Raw genomic sequence first — 17,689 nt, forward strand, 5'->3', positions numbered from 1 at the left:
ACCCATACATATTCGATTTACCATATATGAAACGAACACAACCTGACTTTCCGGAGGAAACATGTTACTGGCAGGGACTATTTTCGCCATTACTTTACTGCTGGTGATCTGGCAACCGCGCGGGCTGGGCATTGGCTGGAGTGCCAGCGCCGGCGCGCTTCTGGCGCTACTGACGGGCGTGGTGCATCCCGGCGATATCCCGGCGGTGTGGCAGATTGTCTGGAACGCCACCGCCACCTTTATCGCGGTGATCATCATCAGCCTGCTGCTTGATGAGGCCGGCTTTTTTGCCTGGGCGGCACTGCACGTGGCGCGCTGGGGCGGTGGCAGCGGTAAAAAATTGTTCTCCTTTATTATCCTGCTGGGCGCCGCAGTCGCCGCGCTGTTTGCCAATGACGGAGCCGCGCTGATTCTGACGCCTATCGTGATCGCGATGCTGCTGGCGCTGGGTTTCAGCCGGGGGGCCACGCTGGCGTTTGTCATGGCGGCCGGGTTCATCGCCGATACCGCCAGCCTGCCGCTGGTGGTGTCCAATCTGGTTAACATCGTCTCGGCCGACTATTTCCGGATCGGCTTTGGCGATTACGCCGCTGTGATGGTGCCGGTCACGCTGGCGGCGGTGCTGGCGACATTGCTGATGCTGCACCTGTTTTTCCGCAAAGAGCTACCGCTCAGCTACGATCGCGCCCGGCTGACGTCGCCTGCGGCGGCAATTCGGGATCGAGCTACTTTCCGCGCGGGGTGGCTGGTGCTGCTCTTATTGCTGGCTGGCTTTTTTGCCCTTGAGCCGCTGGGCGTACCGGTGAGTGCCGTGGCCGCCGCAGGCGCACTGATGCTGTGGCTGGTGGCGCGGAGGGGTCAGGTGATTGATACGCGTAAAGTGCTGCGCAGCGCTCCGTGGCAGATTGTGGTGTTTTCGCTCGGCATGTACCTGGTGGTGTATGGTTTGCGCAACGCCGGGCTGACCGTCTGGCTCACCGGCTTGCTCAACGATTTTTCTTCCACTGGCCTGTGGGGCGCAACGTTTGCCACCGGCTTCTTCAGCGCCCTGCTCTCCTCCATCATGAATAATATGCCGACGGTGCTGGTGGGCGCCCTGGCGATTGATGCCAGCACGGCGCAGGGCGTAGTGCGCGAGGCGATGATTTACGCCAACATTATCGGCTGCGATCTGGGTCCGAAAATCACGCCGATTGGCAGTCTGGCAACGCTGCTATGGCTGCACGTGCTGGCGCAAAAAGAGATTCGCATCAGCTGGGGCTACTATTTTCGCGTCGGCATCACCCTGACGTTACCGGTGCTGGCCGTGACGCTGGCAGCTCTGGCGCTGCGCCTTTCCCTCTGACCGTTAAGAGACTGACAATGACTAACATTACGATCTATCACAACCCGGACTGCGGCACCTCGCGCAATACGCTGGCACTGATTCGCAACAGCGGCGTCGAGCCCACCATTGTGCTTTATCTGGTTACGCCACCCACGCGTGAAACGCTGCAGCAATTGATCGACGCCATGGGGATTGGTCTGCGCGCGCTGGTGCGTCAAAACACCGACGCCTGGCAGGCGCTGGGGCCCGTACGTGAAACGCTGAGCGATGAGCAACTGCTGGATGCCATGCTGGCGCAGCCGATTCTCATCAACCGCCCGATTGTGGTGACGCCACTGGGAACGCGTCTGTGCCGTCCTTCTGAGCAGGTGCTGGATATCCTGCCCGATGCGCAGCGCGGTCCGTTTACTAAAGAGGATGGTGAGGTGGTGATTGATGCGCAGGGCCGGCGCGTCAGTCTTTAGTCGGTCAGAAATCGTCCGGGATAATCTGCTTCAATCGCGTGTACCTGGTCATAACGGCCAAACAGGCGATAGCGATTGCGGGCAATCAGGTTGTAGATCAGGTTAGTGAGCCCGTCCGGCAGATAACGCAGAACGCCACAGGCGCGCCACGGCCAGGGCAGCGAGTACATAATGCGACAGATGGCCTGCGCGCGCAGCCAGTGCTGCCCATCGCGCAGTAACACGATAGTGCGGATGTTATCGTGCGGTAATCCGGCGCGCTGCAGCAGCTGTTTGCCGCGCTCGCTCTGGATCGCCGCAAAGTGATAATCGCGCGGCAGACGGTGGCGCAGCAGAAAAATTACCCAGGCATTGCACAGCTTGCATTGTCCATCATAAAGAATGATAGGCTGGCCGGACTCGGGTTGTACGGATGATGACACCTGACCTCCGCATTGCAGATACAAAAAACCGGTGAGGCGACACGCCCCACCGGTTTAATTATATGTCACTTATCAGAAGCTGACTTTCACGCCCGCCACCGCGCTGGTGTCGCTGTAGCTGTGGTTGCCCAGCTGCTGCGCCACGCCGCCCCACAGATTGACGTTCGCGTTCAGCCGCGCGTCCACGCCCAGCTTCACCTCGGCGGCGTTACGCGTGCCCGCTTGCTGAATGTTGACGCCGTTCAGCGCGGTGCCGAACGCCTTGCTGTTGTGCAGCCAGTTGGCCTCGGCGTACGGCTCGATGGCGCTCTGCGACTGCGGGTCCAGCAGCGTGCGCAGCGAGGCGCGCACGCCGAGGCGGCTCTGCAGGTTGTCCTGGCCGGTGGCCTGCACGCGGCTGCCGTTCTGCTCTTTCACGTCGTCCGCCTTCACGCCCTGCCAGTTCAGCTGCGCCTGCGGACGCAGCCACAGGCTGGTGCTGTCGCTCAGCGTTGCCACCTGTGCGCGGTAGCCGCCGGCCAGCGACGCGCTGATGCCTTTGGATTTGTACGACTGCTGGCCGATGTCGTCGCCCTTCACGCTGTTGTTAAACCAGCCGTAGCTCAGCGAGCTGTCGACGAACGCGCCGCTCTGCTCTGCCGCATTCTGCTGCCAGCTACCGTACACGCCCAGGCTGTAGCCGTTCACCTGACCACGTGACTGGTAGCCGCTCACCGCCGAGCGCGACTTGCTCTGCGCGTTGCCGTAGCCGGCCATCGCGCCGAGGCGCAGGCTGTCGCTGCCGGTCAGCGTGCCGCTCGCCACGTCGCCGCCCAGCTGGATGGCGTAGCGGTTGGTGTCGGACTTCAGCTGGCCGCTGCTGTCTTTTACCCGGCTGTGGCCGGCGCTGTTGTGCAGCCACAGGCGCGTGCTCTGCTGCTGGCCGTTCGCGTCGGTGAAGAAGGTTTCCGCCGGACGGTCGTCCATGCCGGTGGTAAACAGCGTGTTGGCCGCCGCCAGGTTGGCGCTGTAGCTCGCCGCTTCCGGACGCACGATCATGTTGTGCTGATTTACCGGCGGCTCGACGATCTGGCCGCCCTCGCCTTCGCCCGGCGTCACCACCGGATCGGGCTCGCTGCCGTTTTTATCGCTCACCAGATACCAGCCGTGCTGATCCGCGCCCTTCACCAGGTTGTAGTCATAGGCACCGGCGACAATACGCCCTTTCTGACGGAACTCGCCGTTGTTAGCGCCGTCCACCTGAATGATGTTCAGGCCCTGGATAGTCTGCGCGCCGCTGCCGCCGGCGTTGTTGACCACCACGTCGGTGCTGCCGCTGCTGTCGCCGAGGATGTGAAGTTTATCCGTCGCCGAGCTGTCGTCGCCCAGCGCCGCGTTCATCACCAGCGTGCTGTTGTCGCCGCTGTAGTTACCGTTGACCGTCAGGGTGCTGAAGCCGGCGCCGTCGTGGGTGAAGTTCAGCGTACTGTTGCTGGCGCTCAGCGCGTCGACGCTGCTGTTGCCGGTGATGTTCCACTGGCTGTTGTCGCTGAGCGTCAGCGTGTGCAGGCCGGATGACGCACCGGTCCACGCCGAGCTGCCGCTCAGGTTGATCTGGCTGTCGGTGGTCTGGCTGCGGTCAATGTCTACGTTGCCTTCAAACAGCGAGTGGTTGCTGCCGTTCAGGACCACCGAGCCGGCGGTTGAACCTTGTGCGGTGTTATAGCCGGTTTTCAGCAGCGTGCTGCCGCTCAGCACCGAGTTGTCGGCGTCAATGTTCATGCTGGTGCCGGTCAGCACGTTGACGGCGGTGCCGTCGGTCGCGGTGATGGCGGTATTCGCCAGTTTTATATCCGCCAGCGTTGTCTGATACTGCGATTGAATACCTGTGGCGTTTTCGCCGGAAACATTAATCTCTGAACTGGTCAGGGACAGGCTATTGCTCAGATCCGGATGAAGTAAGTTCACTAAGTTGATTGCTGCGTTGAATCCTTCAGCATCAGAACCCGTTTTATCAATGGTAATCTTATCTCCATTAAATGTGCTACCGTCCTGCACTTCAATACCGTAACCGCCGCTGCGCTTCTGCACGGAAACATTTTCAGCATTCATTGTCGCGGAGAAAGCTGAAGCCAGGGCAGCTGCGCTTTTTGCGTCCGAAATGATGTCGATATTTTTCAGATTCGCGGTGCTGCTATATCTGGCATGGACCGCGATTGAAGCGTCAGGTCCCGTTTCTATCTGGCTGTCGGAGAGATTCAACTTCGTTCCGGTTCCTGACGCCAGCACGCCCATGCCGTTACCAGTGACTTTTATCGCAGTATTTGACGCATTAAGAGCCGATTTTGAATCCGCCGTCAGACCATTAGCACCTGCGCCACTGACCGCAAACGTACTGTTATCCACATTCAGTACTGAACCTTCGCCGCTGGCATAGCCGCCGTAAGCATTTTTGCCAGCGGTGCTGACCTGCACGTTACTGACGCTTACGGTTGAAGCGCCGCCGGCATAAACACCAAATGCACTTGCTCCGGCGGTTGTAACCTTGCTGTTATCCAGATTAACTTCCGTACCGGCATTGTTAGCTGTCACGCCATTCGACTGGTCGCCGCTGGTGGTTACCTGCACGCCGCTGGTGTTAAGTTTGCCACCGGAACCCGCAGCCAGGCCGTAGGCTTTGATGCCGCTGGTGGTGACGCTGCCGCCTTCCAGAGTGACCTCTGTGCTGGCCAAATTACTAAAAACTCCCGATGAATCGTCACCACGGGTGATAACAGCCACACCACTGGCATTGAGTTTGCTACCGTTACCCGCCACCAGGCCGTAGGCTTTATTGCCGCTGGTGGTGACGCTGCCGCCGGTCAGATCGATCAGCGAACCCGCTGCGCGGGAATAAGCACCGTACGCGCCGTCGCCGTGAGTGACATAGTCGGTGTCAGTGCTGTTGATGATACCTGCCGAAGAGGCGTAGGCGGCATGGGCACCCTGCCCGGAGGTTTCCACCTTTGTGCCGTTGGTCTTCACCGCGCCGGTCAGGCTGGCCACCACACCGTAGCCGCCGGTGCCGGTGGTGGTCACGCTGCCGCGCGTCATCTCCGCAGAGGCAGCGCCGGCGGTGGAAAACACACCGTAGCCGCTGGTGCCCGCATTCAGCACCGTCACATCCGTGGCGCTTGCCTTGCCGCCATTCTGCACCAGCAGTCCATAGGCTTTGTCACCGGTCGCCTGCAGCGTCTGATTATTCAGTTCAACCGGCTGCGCCGGATCGCTGATGGTGGCACCGTTGGCCGCCAGCGCCGCCGGTGAACCGGCCAGCAGCAGCGCCGAGCCCAGCGCGCCGCCGATCAGTGCTGATTTATTCGCCGTTTTGCCGGAGCAGGATGATTTGACTTTGCCGCGCGCCAGTTCCGAGGTGACGACATAACATTGCAGGGCATAATTCCAGATAACGCGATAGCTCTTGTTCATACTCTTTTCCTGATTCAGGTTAAATCAATCCCTTCCGGCAATAAGCGGAATAAGCGGTTATTAACGGACAGGCGCGGAATACACAGCCATCACGCTATTTACGGTGACGCGCTGTCTGACCGGCCTTAATTAATCTCTGCCAGAGCGGCTGATGGGAAAATATTCGCAAAATCGCGGAAGGGTGAATATGAGAGCACCGGAATACGGCTGTAGTCACAGGACTACAAAAAGTAAGTCGCCGCGCTATGTTCCAGATCAATAAATGCTGTGTTAACACGTCAGGTGAGCAGTAAACAAAAGCGGAGAACGCGGGCGGGCATAAAAAAACGGCCCCCGTGGCGGGAGCCGTTGTTCATCAGAAGCTGACCTTCACGCCGGCGATGGCGCTGGTGTCGCTGTAGCTGTGGCTGCTCAGCTGCTGCGCTACGCCGCCCCACAGGTTGACGTTGGCGTTCAGCGTGGCGTCGACGCCCAGCTTCAGCTCACCGGCGTTGCGCGTACCGGCCTGATGGATGGTAACGCCGTTCATTGAGGTGCCCAGCGCGCGGGTGTTGTGCACCCAGCTGGCCTCGACGTACGGCTCCACGCTGCGCCCCTGGTCCAGCGCAGAGCGCAGTGAGGCGCGCACGCCGACGTGGCTCTGCAGGTTATTTTCGCCGGTGCCGCGCACGCGGGTGCCGTTGCCTTCCGTCAGGTCATCGCCCTTCACGCCCTGCCAGTTCAGCATCGCCTGCGGACGCAGCCAGAAGCCGGTCGACTCGGAGAGCGTCGCCACTTCGGCGCTATAGCCGCCGGCGAGCGACGCCAGGATGCCCTTCGACTTGTAGGACTCCTCGCCGATGTCCTCGCCCTTGATGCTGTTGTCGAACCAGCTGTAGCTCAGCGTGCTGTCGATAAACGCGCCGCTGCGCGCCGCCGCGTTCTGCTGCCAGGTACCGTAAATACCCAGGTTGTAGCCGTGCACCTGACCGCGCGACTGATAGCCGCTCACCGCCGAGCGCGATTTGCTCTGCGCGTTGCCGTAGCCGGCCATCGCGCCGAGGCGCAGGCTGTCCGTGCCGTGCAGCGTGCCGGTCGCCACGTCGCCGCCCAGCTGGATGGCGTAGCGGCTGGTGTCGGTTTTCAGCTGGCCGCTGCTGTCTTTCTGATGGTTGTGACCGCCGCTGTTGCGCAGCCACAGGCGGGTGTGCTGCTGCCGGCCGTTCGCGTCCGTGTACTGCGTGACGCCCGGGCGGTCGTCCATGCTGGTGGCGAACAGCGTGTTGGCCGCCGCGATGTTGGCGCTGTAGCTCGCCGCTTCCGGGCGCACGATCATATTGTGCTGCTCCGCCGGCGGCGCGATGATGTCACCGCCGGTGCCTTCGCCCGGTGCGGTCACCGGATCGGTATTAACCGGATCGGTCTCGCTGCCGTTTTTGTCGCTCACCAGATACCAGCCGTGCTGATCCGCGCCTTTTACCAGGTTGTAGTCATAGGCACCGGCGACAATACGCCCTTTCTGACGGAATTCGCCGTTGGTCGCGCCGTCCACCTGAATCAGTTGCAGGCCCTGAATGGTCTGCGCGCCGCTGCCGCCGGCGTTGTTCACCACCACGTCGGTGTTGCCGTTGACGTCACCCAGCACGTGCAGCCGGTCGGTGGCCGAGGTGTCGCCGCCCAGCGCCGCATTCATCACCAGCGTGGCGTTGTCCGCCGTGTAGTTGCCGTTAACAGTCAGCACCGTGAAGTTCGCGGTGTTGTGCGCCACGTTGATCACGCTGTTGTTCGCGGTCAGCGCATCGACGCTGCTGTTGTCCATGATATTCCACTGGCTGTTGTCGTTCAGCGTCAGCGTATTCAGGCCGCTGGAGGCACCGGTCCACACCGAGCTGCCGCTCAGGTTGATCTGGCTGTCGGCGGTCTGGCTGCGGTCGATGTCCACGTCACCGACGAACAGCGAGTGGTTGCTGCCGTTCAGCACCACCGAGCCGGCGGTTGAACCTTCTGCTGTGTCATAGCCGGTTTTCAGCAGCATGCTGCCGCTCAGCAGCGAATTATCGGCGTCGATATGCATGCTGGTGCCGGTCAGCACGTTGACGGCGGTGCCGCCGGTCGCGGTGATGGCGGTATTCGCCAGTTTTATATCCGCCAGCGTGGTTTGATACTGCGATAGAATACCGGTGGCGTTTTCGCCGGACACATTAATATCGGAATCGCTCAGGGAAAGAGTATTCCGTGGATCCGGATAATATAAATTCAGCATGTTGATGGCTGCGTTAAAGCCTTGAGAATCTGTGCCGCTTTTTTCAATGGTAACGTTATTACCCTTAAATGTGCCTCCGTCCTGAACTTCAATGCCGTAACCGCCGCTGCGCGCCAGTATGGAAACATTCTCAGCATTGATATTGCCTGAATATCCTGGAGCCAGGGCTGCATTGTCCGCATCAGTGATAATATTAACGTTTTTCAGGTTGGTGGTTGCACTGTAATTGCTTAAAGCAGCGTATCCGCCATTCTGGCCGATGTTGATTCGGCTGTCAGAGAGACTGAGCACCGTTCCGGAACCACTGGCGGCCACGCCTGAACCATTGCCGGTAACTTCTATTTCAGAGTTCGACGCATTCAGCGTCGATTTTGGATCTGCAAGCAGGCCATTAGCACCGGTGCCAGTAACCACAAATGTACTGTTGTCCACGTTGAGCACAGAACCCTCGCCGCTGGCGTAGCCGCCGTGTGCATTCCGGCCAGAAGTGCTGACGTGGGCATCTGAGGCGGTCATCGTCCCCGAGCCACCGACGTACAGACCGTGGGCATCCTGCCCGCCGGTCGCAACCTGCACGCCGCTGGCGTTGAGTTTGCCACCGGAAATCGCTGCCAGACCGTAGGCATTGGTACCGCTGGTCGTTACTGCTCCGCCTGCCAGCGTAACTTCTGTCCCGGCCAGGTTAGCAAAAACACCAAAGGACTGGTCGCCATGGGTGACCACATTTACGCCATCCGCAGTCAGGCTGCCGCCGGAACCCGCCACCAAACCATAAGCCTTGGTGCCACTGGTGGTGACGCTGCCGCCTGTGATATCGATCAGCGAACCCGCAGCGCGCGAATAAACACCATAGGCACTGTCGCCGTGCGTTATATAGTCTGCGTTCTGGCTGTTAATGATACCGGCCGAAGAAGCGTAGGCGCCGTAGGCGGTTTTTCCGCTGGTTTCTACACGGGTGCCATCAAGTTTTAATGTGCCGGTCAGGCTGGCGACCACGCCGTAGCCGCCATCGCCCGTGGTTTGCACGCTGCCGCGCGTCATCTCAATCGCAGAAGACGCAAGGGTGGAGAATACACCGTAGCCGTTATTGCCATCATTGAGCACGATGACATCCGTGGCGCTGGCCTGCCCGCCATTCTGCACCAGCAGCCCATAACGATCGTTACCGGTCGCCTGCAGCGTCTGGTTGCTCAGTTCCAGCTTATCCTCAGGGCCGTTTACCATTGCGCCATGAGAAGAGGCCAGCGCCGCCGGTGAACCGGCCAGCAGCAGCGCCGAGCCCAGCGCGCCAATAATCAGTGATGATTTATTTGTCGCTGCACCAGAGCAGGAAGACTTCACTTTGCCGCGCGCCAGTTCCGAGGCCACGACATAACATTGCTGGGCATAATTCCAGATAACACGATAATTTTTGTTCATGCTTTTTCCTGATTCTGATTATGTCGAACCCGGACGGATACGACCTAACGGTTTAAACGGCGGCGATGCGATAAGAATTTTCCCCACCACCTGATGCCGCAAAATAATTAAAGCTACGGGATTGGGCTGAATTCTAACGTTGAGACAGGTCTTGACCTCTTTAAGACCTGTCTCAAAACTAATCGCCAGACAAATAAAAACCATCAGGTTACGCTGTAGGCTGAGGACTACAGGTTTGCTCACCTTGAAATTTAAATAACTCAAAAACAATGCTTCCGCGCAACCTGAGTGCGCAGAGAATAAACGCCACATCTCCCATTGCAACCCGCAATGCAGCATGGTTAATTCAGCGTTTATTCATTTACCCGAATTACTGCATGTCTGGTTTATCACCTAAATACAACAACAACGACCAATTTATTTATCAAATAATTCACTTGGCGCAGATCTCATAACTTACCCATAACATCAACCATTCAAAGAGTTACGGCAAACCACTGTTATTTAATAACTAATTTTTTCGCCCTCAGATGCTATGTTAACTTTTTAAAAACTTACGAACCTTTAATCTTCAGCACTTAAGTTTAATAAACTCGCGCCGTTTATCCTTAGTGAATAATCTTTATGCTAAGCAGAAAAGTCGCAGGCGAGATTTTAATATTGTAAATAAGACAGTCAGTAATCAGCTGTAAGTTATGGACTACATTTAAAAATAAACACCTGCAAACAGAATGGTCTTGAGTTGATTAAGATGCCGTTATATAAGTGTGCTTTTGAACGAGCGTGCTCAGATTAATTAAGAGAAAGGCAGTGCGTATGGCTAACTTTGTTATTGTTGATGATCATCCTATTGTGCGCGTGGCGATACGGCTGGTGCTGGAAAATGCCGGACATCGTGTTTCAGCAGAGGCTGGCGACGGCGACAATATATTTAGCCTGGTCAAAGAGAAGAGTGCCGATGCGGCAATTATTGATATTGATCTGCCCGGCATTGGTGGTATTGAAGCGGTTAAGAACCTTCGCACCGCCGGATCGTTAATCCCGGTGATTGTCATGAGCGGGAAAAACGCAGAGTTTTATGCTTATGAGAGTAAAAAAGCCGGTGCCAATGGCTTTATCAGTAAAAAAAACAACCTCAATGATCTGGCCCATGCCGTCGACGCGGTGCTGTCCGGCTATGGTTTTTTCCCGCTGCGCCTGAGTCATCAGGCGGAGGGCGATCAGCTGGTGCAGGACAGCGACAAGCTGCTGCTGCTGTCGCATCGCGAATACGAAGTGCTGCGCTACCTCGGTGAAGGCACCGAGATTGTCAAAATTGCCAACCGTATGAAGCTCAGCAATAAAACGGTCAGCACCTATAAAGCCAGACTGATGGAGAAGTTATCGCTGAAAAATCAAAAGGATTTACTCGATTTCACTCGCCGGAACCAGATTAACTGATGCGACTCTTTTCCCTGTATGCGCTGTGCTGCGCGCTGCTGCTGATCGCCCCACTGCACGCTGCGGTGCAGCAGCTAAACTATCAGCCCAACGATTTGCCGGCTCTGCCCGCGCCGATGCTCAATGACGACGACTGGCACTGGCTGGGGCAAAAGCGCGACAGCGTGATTGGCATTTATGGGCCGGATCGGCCCCCGATGCTGCGCACCAATCCAGAAGGAAGAGTGTTTGGCTACATTCCCGATGCGGCTTATGCTGCGCTGCACAGCCTGGGTATCAGTTTTCGCGTCAAACATTACGACACCGCGCCCGAAGCCTTTGCCGCGCTGGCGCGCGAAGAGCTGGATATGATATTTGTGCCGGCCGGTGAGGCGGTGCCCGCGCATGTCAACGACACCATCAGCGTAACCGCGCTGAAAGCCAGCCCGGTTCGGGTGGTGCGCAGCAGCAGTAACCCGCTGGCCGGTCAGGAGTTTTTACCCGGCCCGGCGATAACCTCTCCCTACAGCCAGCTGCCGCAGGTCGCGATGGGCACGCTGCCCTATGCCGATGTGCCGGCGGTAGAAGCCTATTACCTGATTGAACGCAACTACCTGAATACGCTGACCATCGATCACATTCTGCCCGATCTCAGCTCGCCGTATCGCTTTGTGGTCAACAGCAAAGAACACGTACTGGCGCGGGCGATGCGCATTGCGTTTGATGCCCTGCAGCGCCACGCGGCCGGTGAGATCATTGCTGCACGCTGGGATATCGCCAACATCACGCGCTTTGTCACCACGCCGCTGGCACTGACGCCCACCGAGCAGGCCTGGCGGCAGACGCACAACCAAATCAATATGGCGGTCACGGACCTGGTGGCACCGTTCTTTATTAAAAACGCGCAGGGCGAAATCACCGGCATCGTGCCGGAGTTGCTCAACCTGATCGAAATGCGCACCGGGCTGAGCTTCAACTTTGTGGAGATCAGCGACAGTCGCGATCTGGCCGCGCGGATGAAACGCGGCGATGTGACGATTGCCGCACCGCTGATCTGGAGCCAGCAGCGCAGCCGTGACTTTTTGATGACCACACCGTTTATGTTCACGCCGGAAGTGCTGGTGACCAACACGGCCGCGCAGGATGCGCCGCCAAAACGCGCCGCGCTGGTGCGCGAGCAGGATGCCTCCCACTGGTTTCTGAAAAAATATCCTGATGTGTCAGTCGATTATGTTGGCAATCCCAGCCTGGCGATGCAGTGGGTGGCGGATGGGCAAACCGACGCCACCATTAATACGCTGGTGGGCGCGCGCTATCTCTCCGAAGGTCTTTATCCCGGCAAACTGCGGTTAACCGAGCTGAAACCGGCGCAGGAAGCCGCTATCGCCTTTGGCGTCAGCCGCAGCGAGCCGGAGCTGCAGGACATCATGAACAAAGCGCTGGCCGCGATTCCGGCCGGCATGATGACCGATGTATTAACCCACTGGCAGGCGACGCCCGCTGCGCATTTCGACACCTGGAAGCTGTACCGCAAAGAATTTTATGTCGGCGCGCTGGGCGCAGCCACCATCATCGCCGTCACCTTTGTCTGGGCGGTGCTGCTGATGCGGCAGGTCAAACGTACGCGCCGCACCAAAGCGCTGCTGCGCCAGGAAATTCAGCTGCGCGATCGCCTGATCAATGGTCCGCCGCGGCCGTTTTATGTGGCCTCGCTGGATGGGATGATCGTGCACACCAATCCGGCGTTTACCCAGTTTTTCACCCCGGAAGAGCAAACCCATCTGGGCTATTCGCTATATGACTGTCGCCATCCGCTCTATCACGTGTGGCAGCAGATCGACAAAAACATCCAGCCCGGCGACATTCCGGAAGAAGCAGAATTTGTTATTGATGACGGGCGGCAGAAGCGCCATATCCGTCACTGGATGACGTCGTACACCGGCGATGAAGTCGGCAGCGGCGGGCTGATTTGCGGCTGGCAGGATGTCACCGACTACCTGCAATTGCTGGAAGATCTCTCGCTGGCGCGCGAAGCCACTGAGCTGGCCAGCCAGAGCAAAAGCGACTTCCTCGCCACCATGAGCCATGAAATTCGCACGCCGCTCAGCGCGGTGATTGGCCTGCTGGAACTGCAGACGCAGGAAGGCCGCGCCGATACCGAACTGATTCGCGTAGCGCACGAAGCGGCGGTCAGCCTGATGGATATCGTCGGTGATATTCTGGATATGGCGAAAATTGAGTCGGGACGCATGACGCTGCAGCCGCAGTGGGTCAGCCTGCATGCGCTGGTGCGTCCGGTGATCTGTGCCTTCGACGGCCTGGCGCGGCAAAAAGGCATCAACCTGAACCTGATGCTGCCGGTCGGCGATGACGATCTGTTTTGCGATGCCAGTCGCGTACGCCAGGTGCTGTCTAACCTGGTGGGTAACGCCGTCAAGTTCACCGATCAGGGTGAAGTGAAGGTGACGGTGGGTCTGACGCCGCTGGAGAGCCATACCGAGCTGCGGATCCAGGTGGCCGATACCGGACGCGGCATCGATAAAGCAGCGCAAAATGCGCTGTTCCGCCCGTTCGAACAGGCCGGCCTGTCGGATAACGCCGGCACCGGGCTGGGCCTGTTTATCTGCCAGGAGATCACCCGCCTGATGGGCGGCAGCATTTCTCTGGAGAGCGAACCCGGCGTCGGCACCGTGCTCAACGTCGCCGTGCCGGTCAGCGTGCGTGATATCGCTACCCCGCTGCCGTCTCCGGTCGCGGAACCGTTGCCCGCTGCGCCGCAGGTCGCGCTGAATGTGCTGATCATTGACGATCATCCGGCCAACCGCCTGCTGATTTCGCGTCAGCTGACGCTGTTAGGTCATAGTTTCCGCGAAGCGAACAACGGTGAAGAAGGCCTGGCGCAGTGGCGGCAGCAGAAGCCGGACGTGATCATTACCGATTGCAATATGCCGGTGATGAACGGTCTGGACATGACGCGCAACATCCGCCGGGAAGATAAGAGCACTTACATCATCGGCATCACCGCCAACGCGCAGCAGTCCGAGCGTCAGCGCTGTCTCGAAGCGGGGATGAACGAATGCGTGTTCCGGCCGGTTAAGCTGGCGCAGTTAACTACGATTCTGAGCCAGATTCACAGCGCCAGCGCGTTGTCGGTCGGTGATGATTTTTCTGACTGGGTGGATATCGCCGAAATCGAGAAATATATGCCCAACAGCCCCGGCGCGATCGCGGATTTTCTCGACATCGTGATTAATGAAGCACGCACCGATCTGACGCAGGCGATTGACGTGGTGCAAAGCGGCGATCTCGCCACTGCCGCCAGCCTGTTTCATCGCATCACCGGATCGCTGCGCGTCACCGGCATCCGTCAGCTGACGGAGCAGTGCGAGATGCTGGAAGAGCTGGCGGAAATGCAGGAGGACCGGGAAATTATCCTGCTGCATTTACGGGAAGCGCTAACGCTGGTGGAGAGGATGGAAGCTTCGTTCCGTAATCAAACCACATCCGCCCAGGCCGGCGCGCACTGATTGTGCGCCGTCAGGCGGTTTTGATCAGCTTATGCAGCAGCGGATGAGTAATCTGCTCAAACATCCCGGCGTTATTAAATGCCCGCGCCGCCAGCATCGCGCCGTGCACGCTGGCCATCAGCGTTTTGGCTTCGTTTTCAGCGCTGTCGCTGAGCTGGAAAACGCCGCTGGCGGCGCCTTTACTCAGCTGGCGCGCTAACCAGCCGGAGAGATCGCTGAAGTGGCCGCTGACTTCCGTGGCAACATCCGGCGGCAGCGTGGGCATTTCCGCCGCCAGCATCGCGCAGATGCAGAAAGGCGAAGTTCCCTCTTTAATGCAGTGCGCCCAGTAATCGACGTAGGCTTTCACTTCGTTCAGCGGATCGTTGATCTGTTCATCCATCGCCTGCATGCCCGCCTGCGCCTCAGCACGATATTCCTCTACCACCGCTTTCACCAAATCGGCTTTGCCGGGAAAATGATGGTGGATGCTGGCCTTGCGGATATCCACTTGGGCGGCAATATCGGCATAGCTAAAGCTTTTATAGCCGCCGGCGGTGAGCAACTGGCGGGTGCAGGCCATGATTTCGCGGGCTTTAGAGGAACGGGCAGTCATAACGCAATCCGGTAGAACAACAGAGATCGGTCAACCTACTGGCAGGCAGGGAAGAAGTCAAGCCAGCGGCCTGACGCGCAGCGCGCACTTTTTTTATTTTTTCAGCAATATTTTCATCGCTGATTCGTCTACCTCATCACCAACCTATTCTGTCACCGTAATGAGGAACCCCTATGAGAGATTTTGACAGGCATCAGCATCCCCGTGGTCACCGCTTTGGTCATCACCGCATGGCTAAACCGCTGCTGCTCGGCGTGGTGCTGTTTGCTGCCCTTGGCCTGCTGGTGATGTCGCTGTGGAATGCGCTGCTGCCGGAACTGACCGGCGTAAAAAGTATTGGCTTCTGGCAGGCGCTGGGACTGCTGGTGCTGTGTCGCATCCTGTTTGGCGGGCTGGGCTTCCATCCCGGTATGTTTGGCATGGCGCGTCGCCGCATGCATGAGCGCTGGATGCAGATGACGCCGGAGCAGCGCGAAGCCTTTATGCAGCAGCGGCGCGAGCGGTTTGGCGGCCGTGGTCATCATGGCGGACGCTGTGACTGGCACGATCGCCGTAGCCAGCGTGACGATCCGCGCCCGCCCGCGGACGATGCGCCCGCCAAATCCCCGGATGCAGAGTAAACGGCATGGCGCAGGATTCGCGGCTGCTGGCGGCCCTCAGCGCCTGCCGCACTAAGCTCAGCGCCTTTATTCGCGGCCGCAGCGAGCGGCACGATGAGGCCGAAGATATCCTGCAGGAGATCAGCTGGAAACTGCTGCAGGTGGAACAGCCGGTGGAGAACGTCAGCGCCTGGCTGTTTCGCGCCGCGCGCAACGAGATTACCGATCGATCGCGAAAAAAACGCGAACTCTCGCTATTTAACGCCGCCGGAGACGAAGATTTTCCCGAGGATGAAATTGCCGAAACGCTGTTTGGCGTGGCGCAGACGCCGGAGGATGAGTATCTGAAGACGCTGCTGTGGGAAGAGCTGGACGATGCGCTCGCGGAACTGCCTGCTGCGCAGCGCGAGGTATTTGAAAAGACCGAGCTGCTCGGCTTCAGCTATCAGGATCTGGCCGCCGAAAGCGGCGACAGCGTGCAGGCGCTGCTGTCGCGCAAACATAAAGCGGTTCTGTTTCTGCGCACCCGGCTGCGCAGCCTGTACGATGAACTCACTGCCTGACCTGCACAACCCGATAGCCAAACGGCCATCGGGTTGCGTGCTTTACCACCAGGCCGCGGTGGACTGCGGCTGTAACAGATCGACGCCCTCGCCCAGCATCGGCAGACACAGTGCAACCTGATGCTCCGCCGCCAGCTGGACGATTTGGGTAAACGGATCGTCCCAGCGGTGAAAAGCTAAATCAAAAGCCGCGTTGTGAACCGGAAACAGCCAGCGCGCGTTGAGGTCCTGAAACGCGCGCAGCGTGTCCTGCGGCAGCATATGAATGTCGGCCCAGCGCGCATCGTAAGCGCCGTTTTCCAGAAACGCCGCATCAAACGGACCGTATTTCCGGCCAATCGCTTTGAAACCGTCGAAGTAACCGGAGTCACCGCCAAAAAACAGGCGGAACTGGTCAGAAATCAGCGTCCACGAACACCACAACCGTTTGTTGCTGTCGAACAAGCCACGTCCGGAAAAGTGCTGCGACGGCGTCGCGACAAAGTGGATGCCGCCGATATCCCGCGACTGCCACCAGTCGAGCTGGGTGACTTTCTCCGGCGCAACGCCCCACTTAATCAGCAAATCGCCGACGCCGAGCGGCGTGAGAAAGTGCTTCACCCGATCTTTCAGCTGCATGATGGTGTGGTAATCGAGATGATCGTAATGATCGTGCGACAAAATAATGCCTTCGATCGGCGGCAGATCGGCCACGGCAATCGGCGCTGGCTGAAAGCGCTTTGGTCCCAGTCGCTTAAAGGGCGACGCGCGCTCGGCGAATACCGGATCGGTCAGCCAGAACTGGCCATTGAGCTTCAGCAACAGCGAAGAGTGGCCGAGGCGAAAGACGCTGTTCGGCGCGGCCTGTGCCAGCGCGGCGGCCGTGATGGGCTGCACCGGCAGCGCGGCCGGCGGCTGGGTATCTTTCGGTTTATTGAACAGGAAATCCCACAGCATTTTGCGGTAGTCGCCAAAGCTCAGCGACTGACGCGGCTGGACATTGCGAAACTTTTTGCCATCAAACTGAGCGGAGTGCGGATACTCCCTGATTGCACCCCGGCAGAGGCTGGAACCCTTCAACATAGCGCGGATACCTCGAAAAAGAGAAAGCTGGCTGGCAGCAGCGGTAAACATCTGCGGCTACGTTAACCGTTTTATGCCGCGCGCGTCCTCACATTACGAGCCATCGCACAACCGGTAACGCAGAATTTCGCTGCCGGTGTGGCCTTTCCCTGGCGGATGACACGGCGGCAGCAGGCAGGTAAAGTAGCGCTTTTGCATGATTTTACGAGGGAAAATGAACACGCTTTTCGTTTACGGCACGCTGCAGCCGGGCCAGTGCAATGCGCATATCCTGGAAAACATCGGCGGTGAGTGGCTGGCAGGGACGGTCGCCGGCACTTACTATGCCAACGGCTGGGGCGCGGCGGCCGATTTTCCCGGCATCGTACTTGATGAGCACGGCCCGCGCGTGCCGGGTTATCTGTTCATCTCGGACCGGCTAGCGCTGCACTGGCCGATGCTGGATGAGTTTGAGGATGGTTACGAACGGGTGCCGGTTGAGGTCACCACGGCCGACGGCCAGCAGCGGACGGCGTGGATTTATCAGCTGCAGCCACAGCAGGACGCCGCGCGCTAACCTCGCACCTTGCCTAAACTGATCCTCACCGGACTGTGAGGAGAAGC

13 protein-coding genes are annotated in these 17,689 nt (G+C 58.7%); 7 read left to right on the forward strand and 6 right to left on the reverse strand.

The features are described 5' to 3' along the window. Positions 1 to 61: 61 nt before the first annotated feature. A complete protein-coding gene (locus tag C1N56_RS20740) occupies positions 62 to 1,345 on the forward strand; it encodes an arsenic transporter (protein ID WP_127834867.1) in 1,284 nt (427 codons plus the stop codon). 17 nt (positions 1,346 to 1,362) lie between these two features. Next, complete coding sequence (gene arsC, locus C1N56_RS20745; protein WP_058770138.1) at positions 1,363 to 1,791, forward strand: arsenate reductase (glutaredoxin); 429 nt, start codon at positions 1,363 to 1,365, stop codon at positions 1,789 to 1,791. Here the strand turns inward: arsC and C1N56_RS20750 are convergent. From C1N56_RS20750 to C1N56_RS20765, 4 genes are all read right to left on the reverse strand, one after another. Then, positions 1,788 to 2,213, reverse strand: coding sequence for a thiol-disulfide oxidoreductase DCC family protein (locus tag C1N56_RS20750; protein ID WP_058758774.1), 426 nt, complete (start codon positions 2,211 to 2,213; stop codon positions 1,788 to 1,790). The two genes, arsC and C1N56_RS20750, sit on opposite strands and share 4 nt — an antisense overlap. A gap of 72 nt (positions 2,214 to 2,285) precedes the next feature. After that, entirely contained in the window at positions 2,286 to 5,660 is a 3,375-nt protein-coding gene (locus C1N56_RS20755; RefSeq protein WP_394517698.1) for an autotransporter outer membrane beta-barrel domain-containing protein, read from the reverse strand. Positions 5,661 to 6,015: 355 nt separating this feature from the next. Beyond that, a complete protein-coding gene (locus C1N56_RS20760; RefSeq protein ID WP_394517699.1) occupies positions 6,016 to 9,321 on the reverse strand; it encodes an autotransporter outer membrane beta-barrel domain-containing protein in 3,306 nt (1,101 codons plus the stop codon). A gap of 18 nt (positions 9,322 to 9,339) precedes the next feature. Next, positions 9,340 to 9,633, reverse strand: coding sequence for a hypothetical protein (locus tag C1N56_RS20765; protein WP_394517700.1), 294 nt, complete (start codon positions 9,631 to 9,633; stop codon positions 9,340 to 9,342). 504 nt (positions 9,634 to 10,137) lie between these two features. Here C1N56_RS20765 and C1N56_RS20770 point away from each other — a divergent pair. Both C1N56_RS20770 and C1N56_RS20775 read left to right on the forward strand, forming a co-directional pair. Further along, positions 10,138 to 10,761 (forward strand): response regulator, encoded by a 624-nt coding sequence (locus C1N56_RS20770; RefSeq protein WP_394517701.1) that lies wholly within the window; start codon positions 10,138 to 10,140, stop codon positions 10,759 to 10,761. Continuing rightward, positions 10,761 to 14,267, forward strand: coding sequence for a response regulator (locus C1N56_RS20775; RefSeq protein ID WP_394517702.1), 3,507 nt, complete (start codon positions 10,761 to 10,763; stop codon positions 14,265 to 14,267). Before C1N56_RS20770 ends, C1N56_RS20775 begins: the two co-directional genes overlap by 1 nt. Before the next feature lie 10 nt (positions 14,268 to 14,277). Here the strand turns inward: C1N56_RS20775 and C1N56_RS20780 are convergent, their stop codons facing one another. Further along, on the reverse strand, positions 14,278 to 14,862 hold the full coding sequence (locus C1N56_RS20780; RefSeq protein ID WP_021509474.1) for a TetR/AcrR family transcriptional regulator: 585 nt from the start codon (positions 14,860 to 14,862) through the stop codon (positions 14,278 to 14,280). Positions 14,863 to 15,035: 173 nt separating this feature from the next. Between C1N56_RS20780 and C1N56_RS20785 the strand changes: the two genes are divergently transcribed. Both C1N56_RS20785 and C1N56_RS20790 read left to right on the forward strand, forming a co-directional pair. Then, positions 15,036 to 15,482, forward strand: a complete 447-nt coding sequence (locus tag C1N56_RS20785; protein WP_150059052.1) for a hypothetical protein — start codon at positions 15,036 to 15,038, stop codon at positions 15,480 to 15,482. Between the two features lie 5 nt (positions 15,483 to 15,487). Continuing rightward, complete coding sequence (locus C1N56_RS20790; RefSeq protein ID WP_088517637.1) at positions 15,488 to 16,024, forward strand: RNA polymerase sigma factor; 537 nt, start codon at positions 15,488 to 15,490, stop codon at positions 16,022 to 16,024. Positions 16,025 to 16,066: 42 nt separating this feature from the next. On the opposite strand, the gene C1N56_RS20795 is transcribed toward C1N56_RS20790, so the two are convergent. Next, a complete protein-coding gene (locus C1N56_RS20795) occupies positions 16,067 to 17,086 on the reverse strand; it encodes an MBL fold metallo-hydrolase (protein ID WP_394517703.1) in 1,020 nt (339 codons plus the stop codon). A 214-nt stretch (positions 17,087 to 17,300) separates the two neighbouring features. On the opposite strand from C1N56_RS20795, the gene C1N56_RS20800 reads away from it, so the two are divergent. Continuing rightward, on the forward strand, positions 17,301 to 17,642 hold the full coding sequence (locus C1N56_RS20800) for a gamma-glutamylcyclotransferase family protein (RefSeq protein WP_136547798.1): 342 nt from the start codon (positions 17,301 to 17,303) through the stop codon (positions 17,640 to 17,642). Positions 17,643 to 17,689: the final 47 nt, after the last annotated feature.

This window comes from Pantoea sp. SGAir0175, assembly GCF_043547855.1.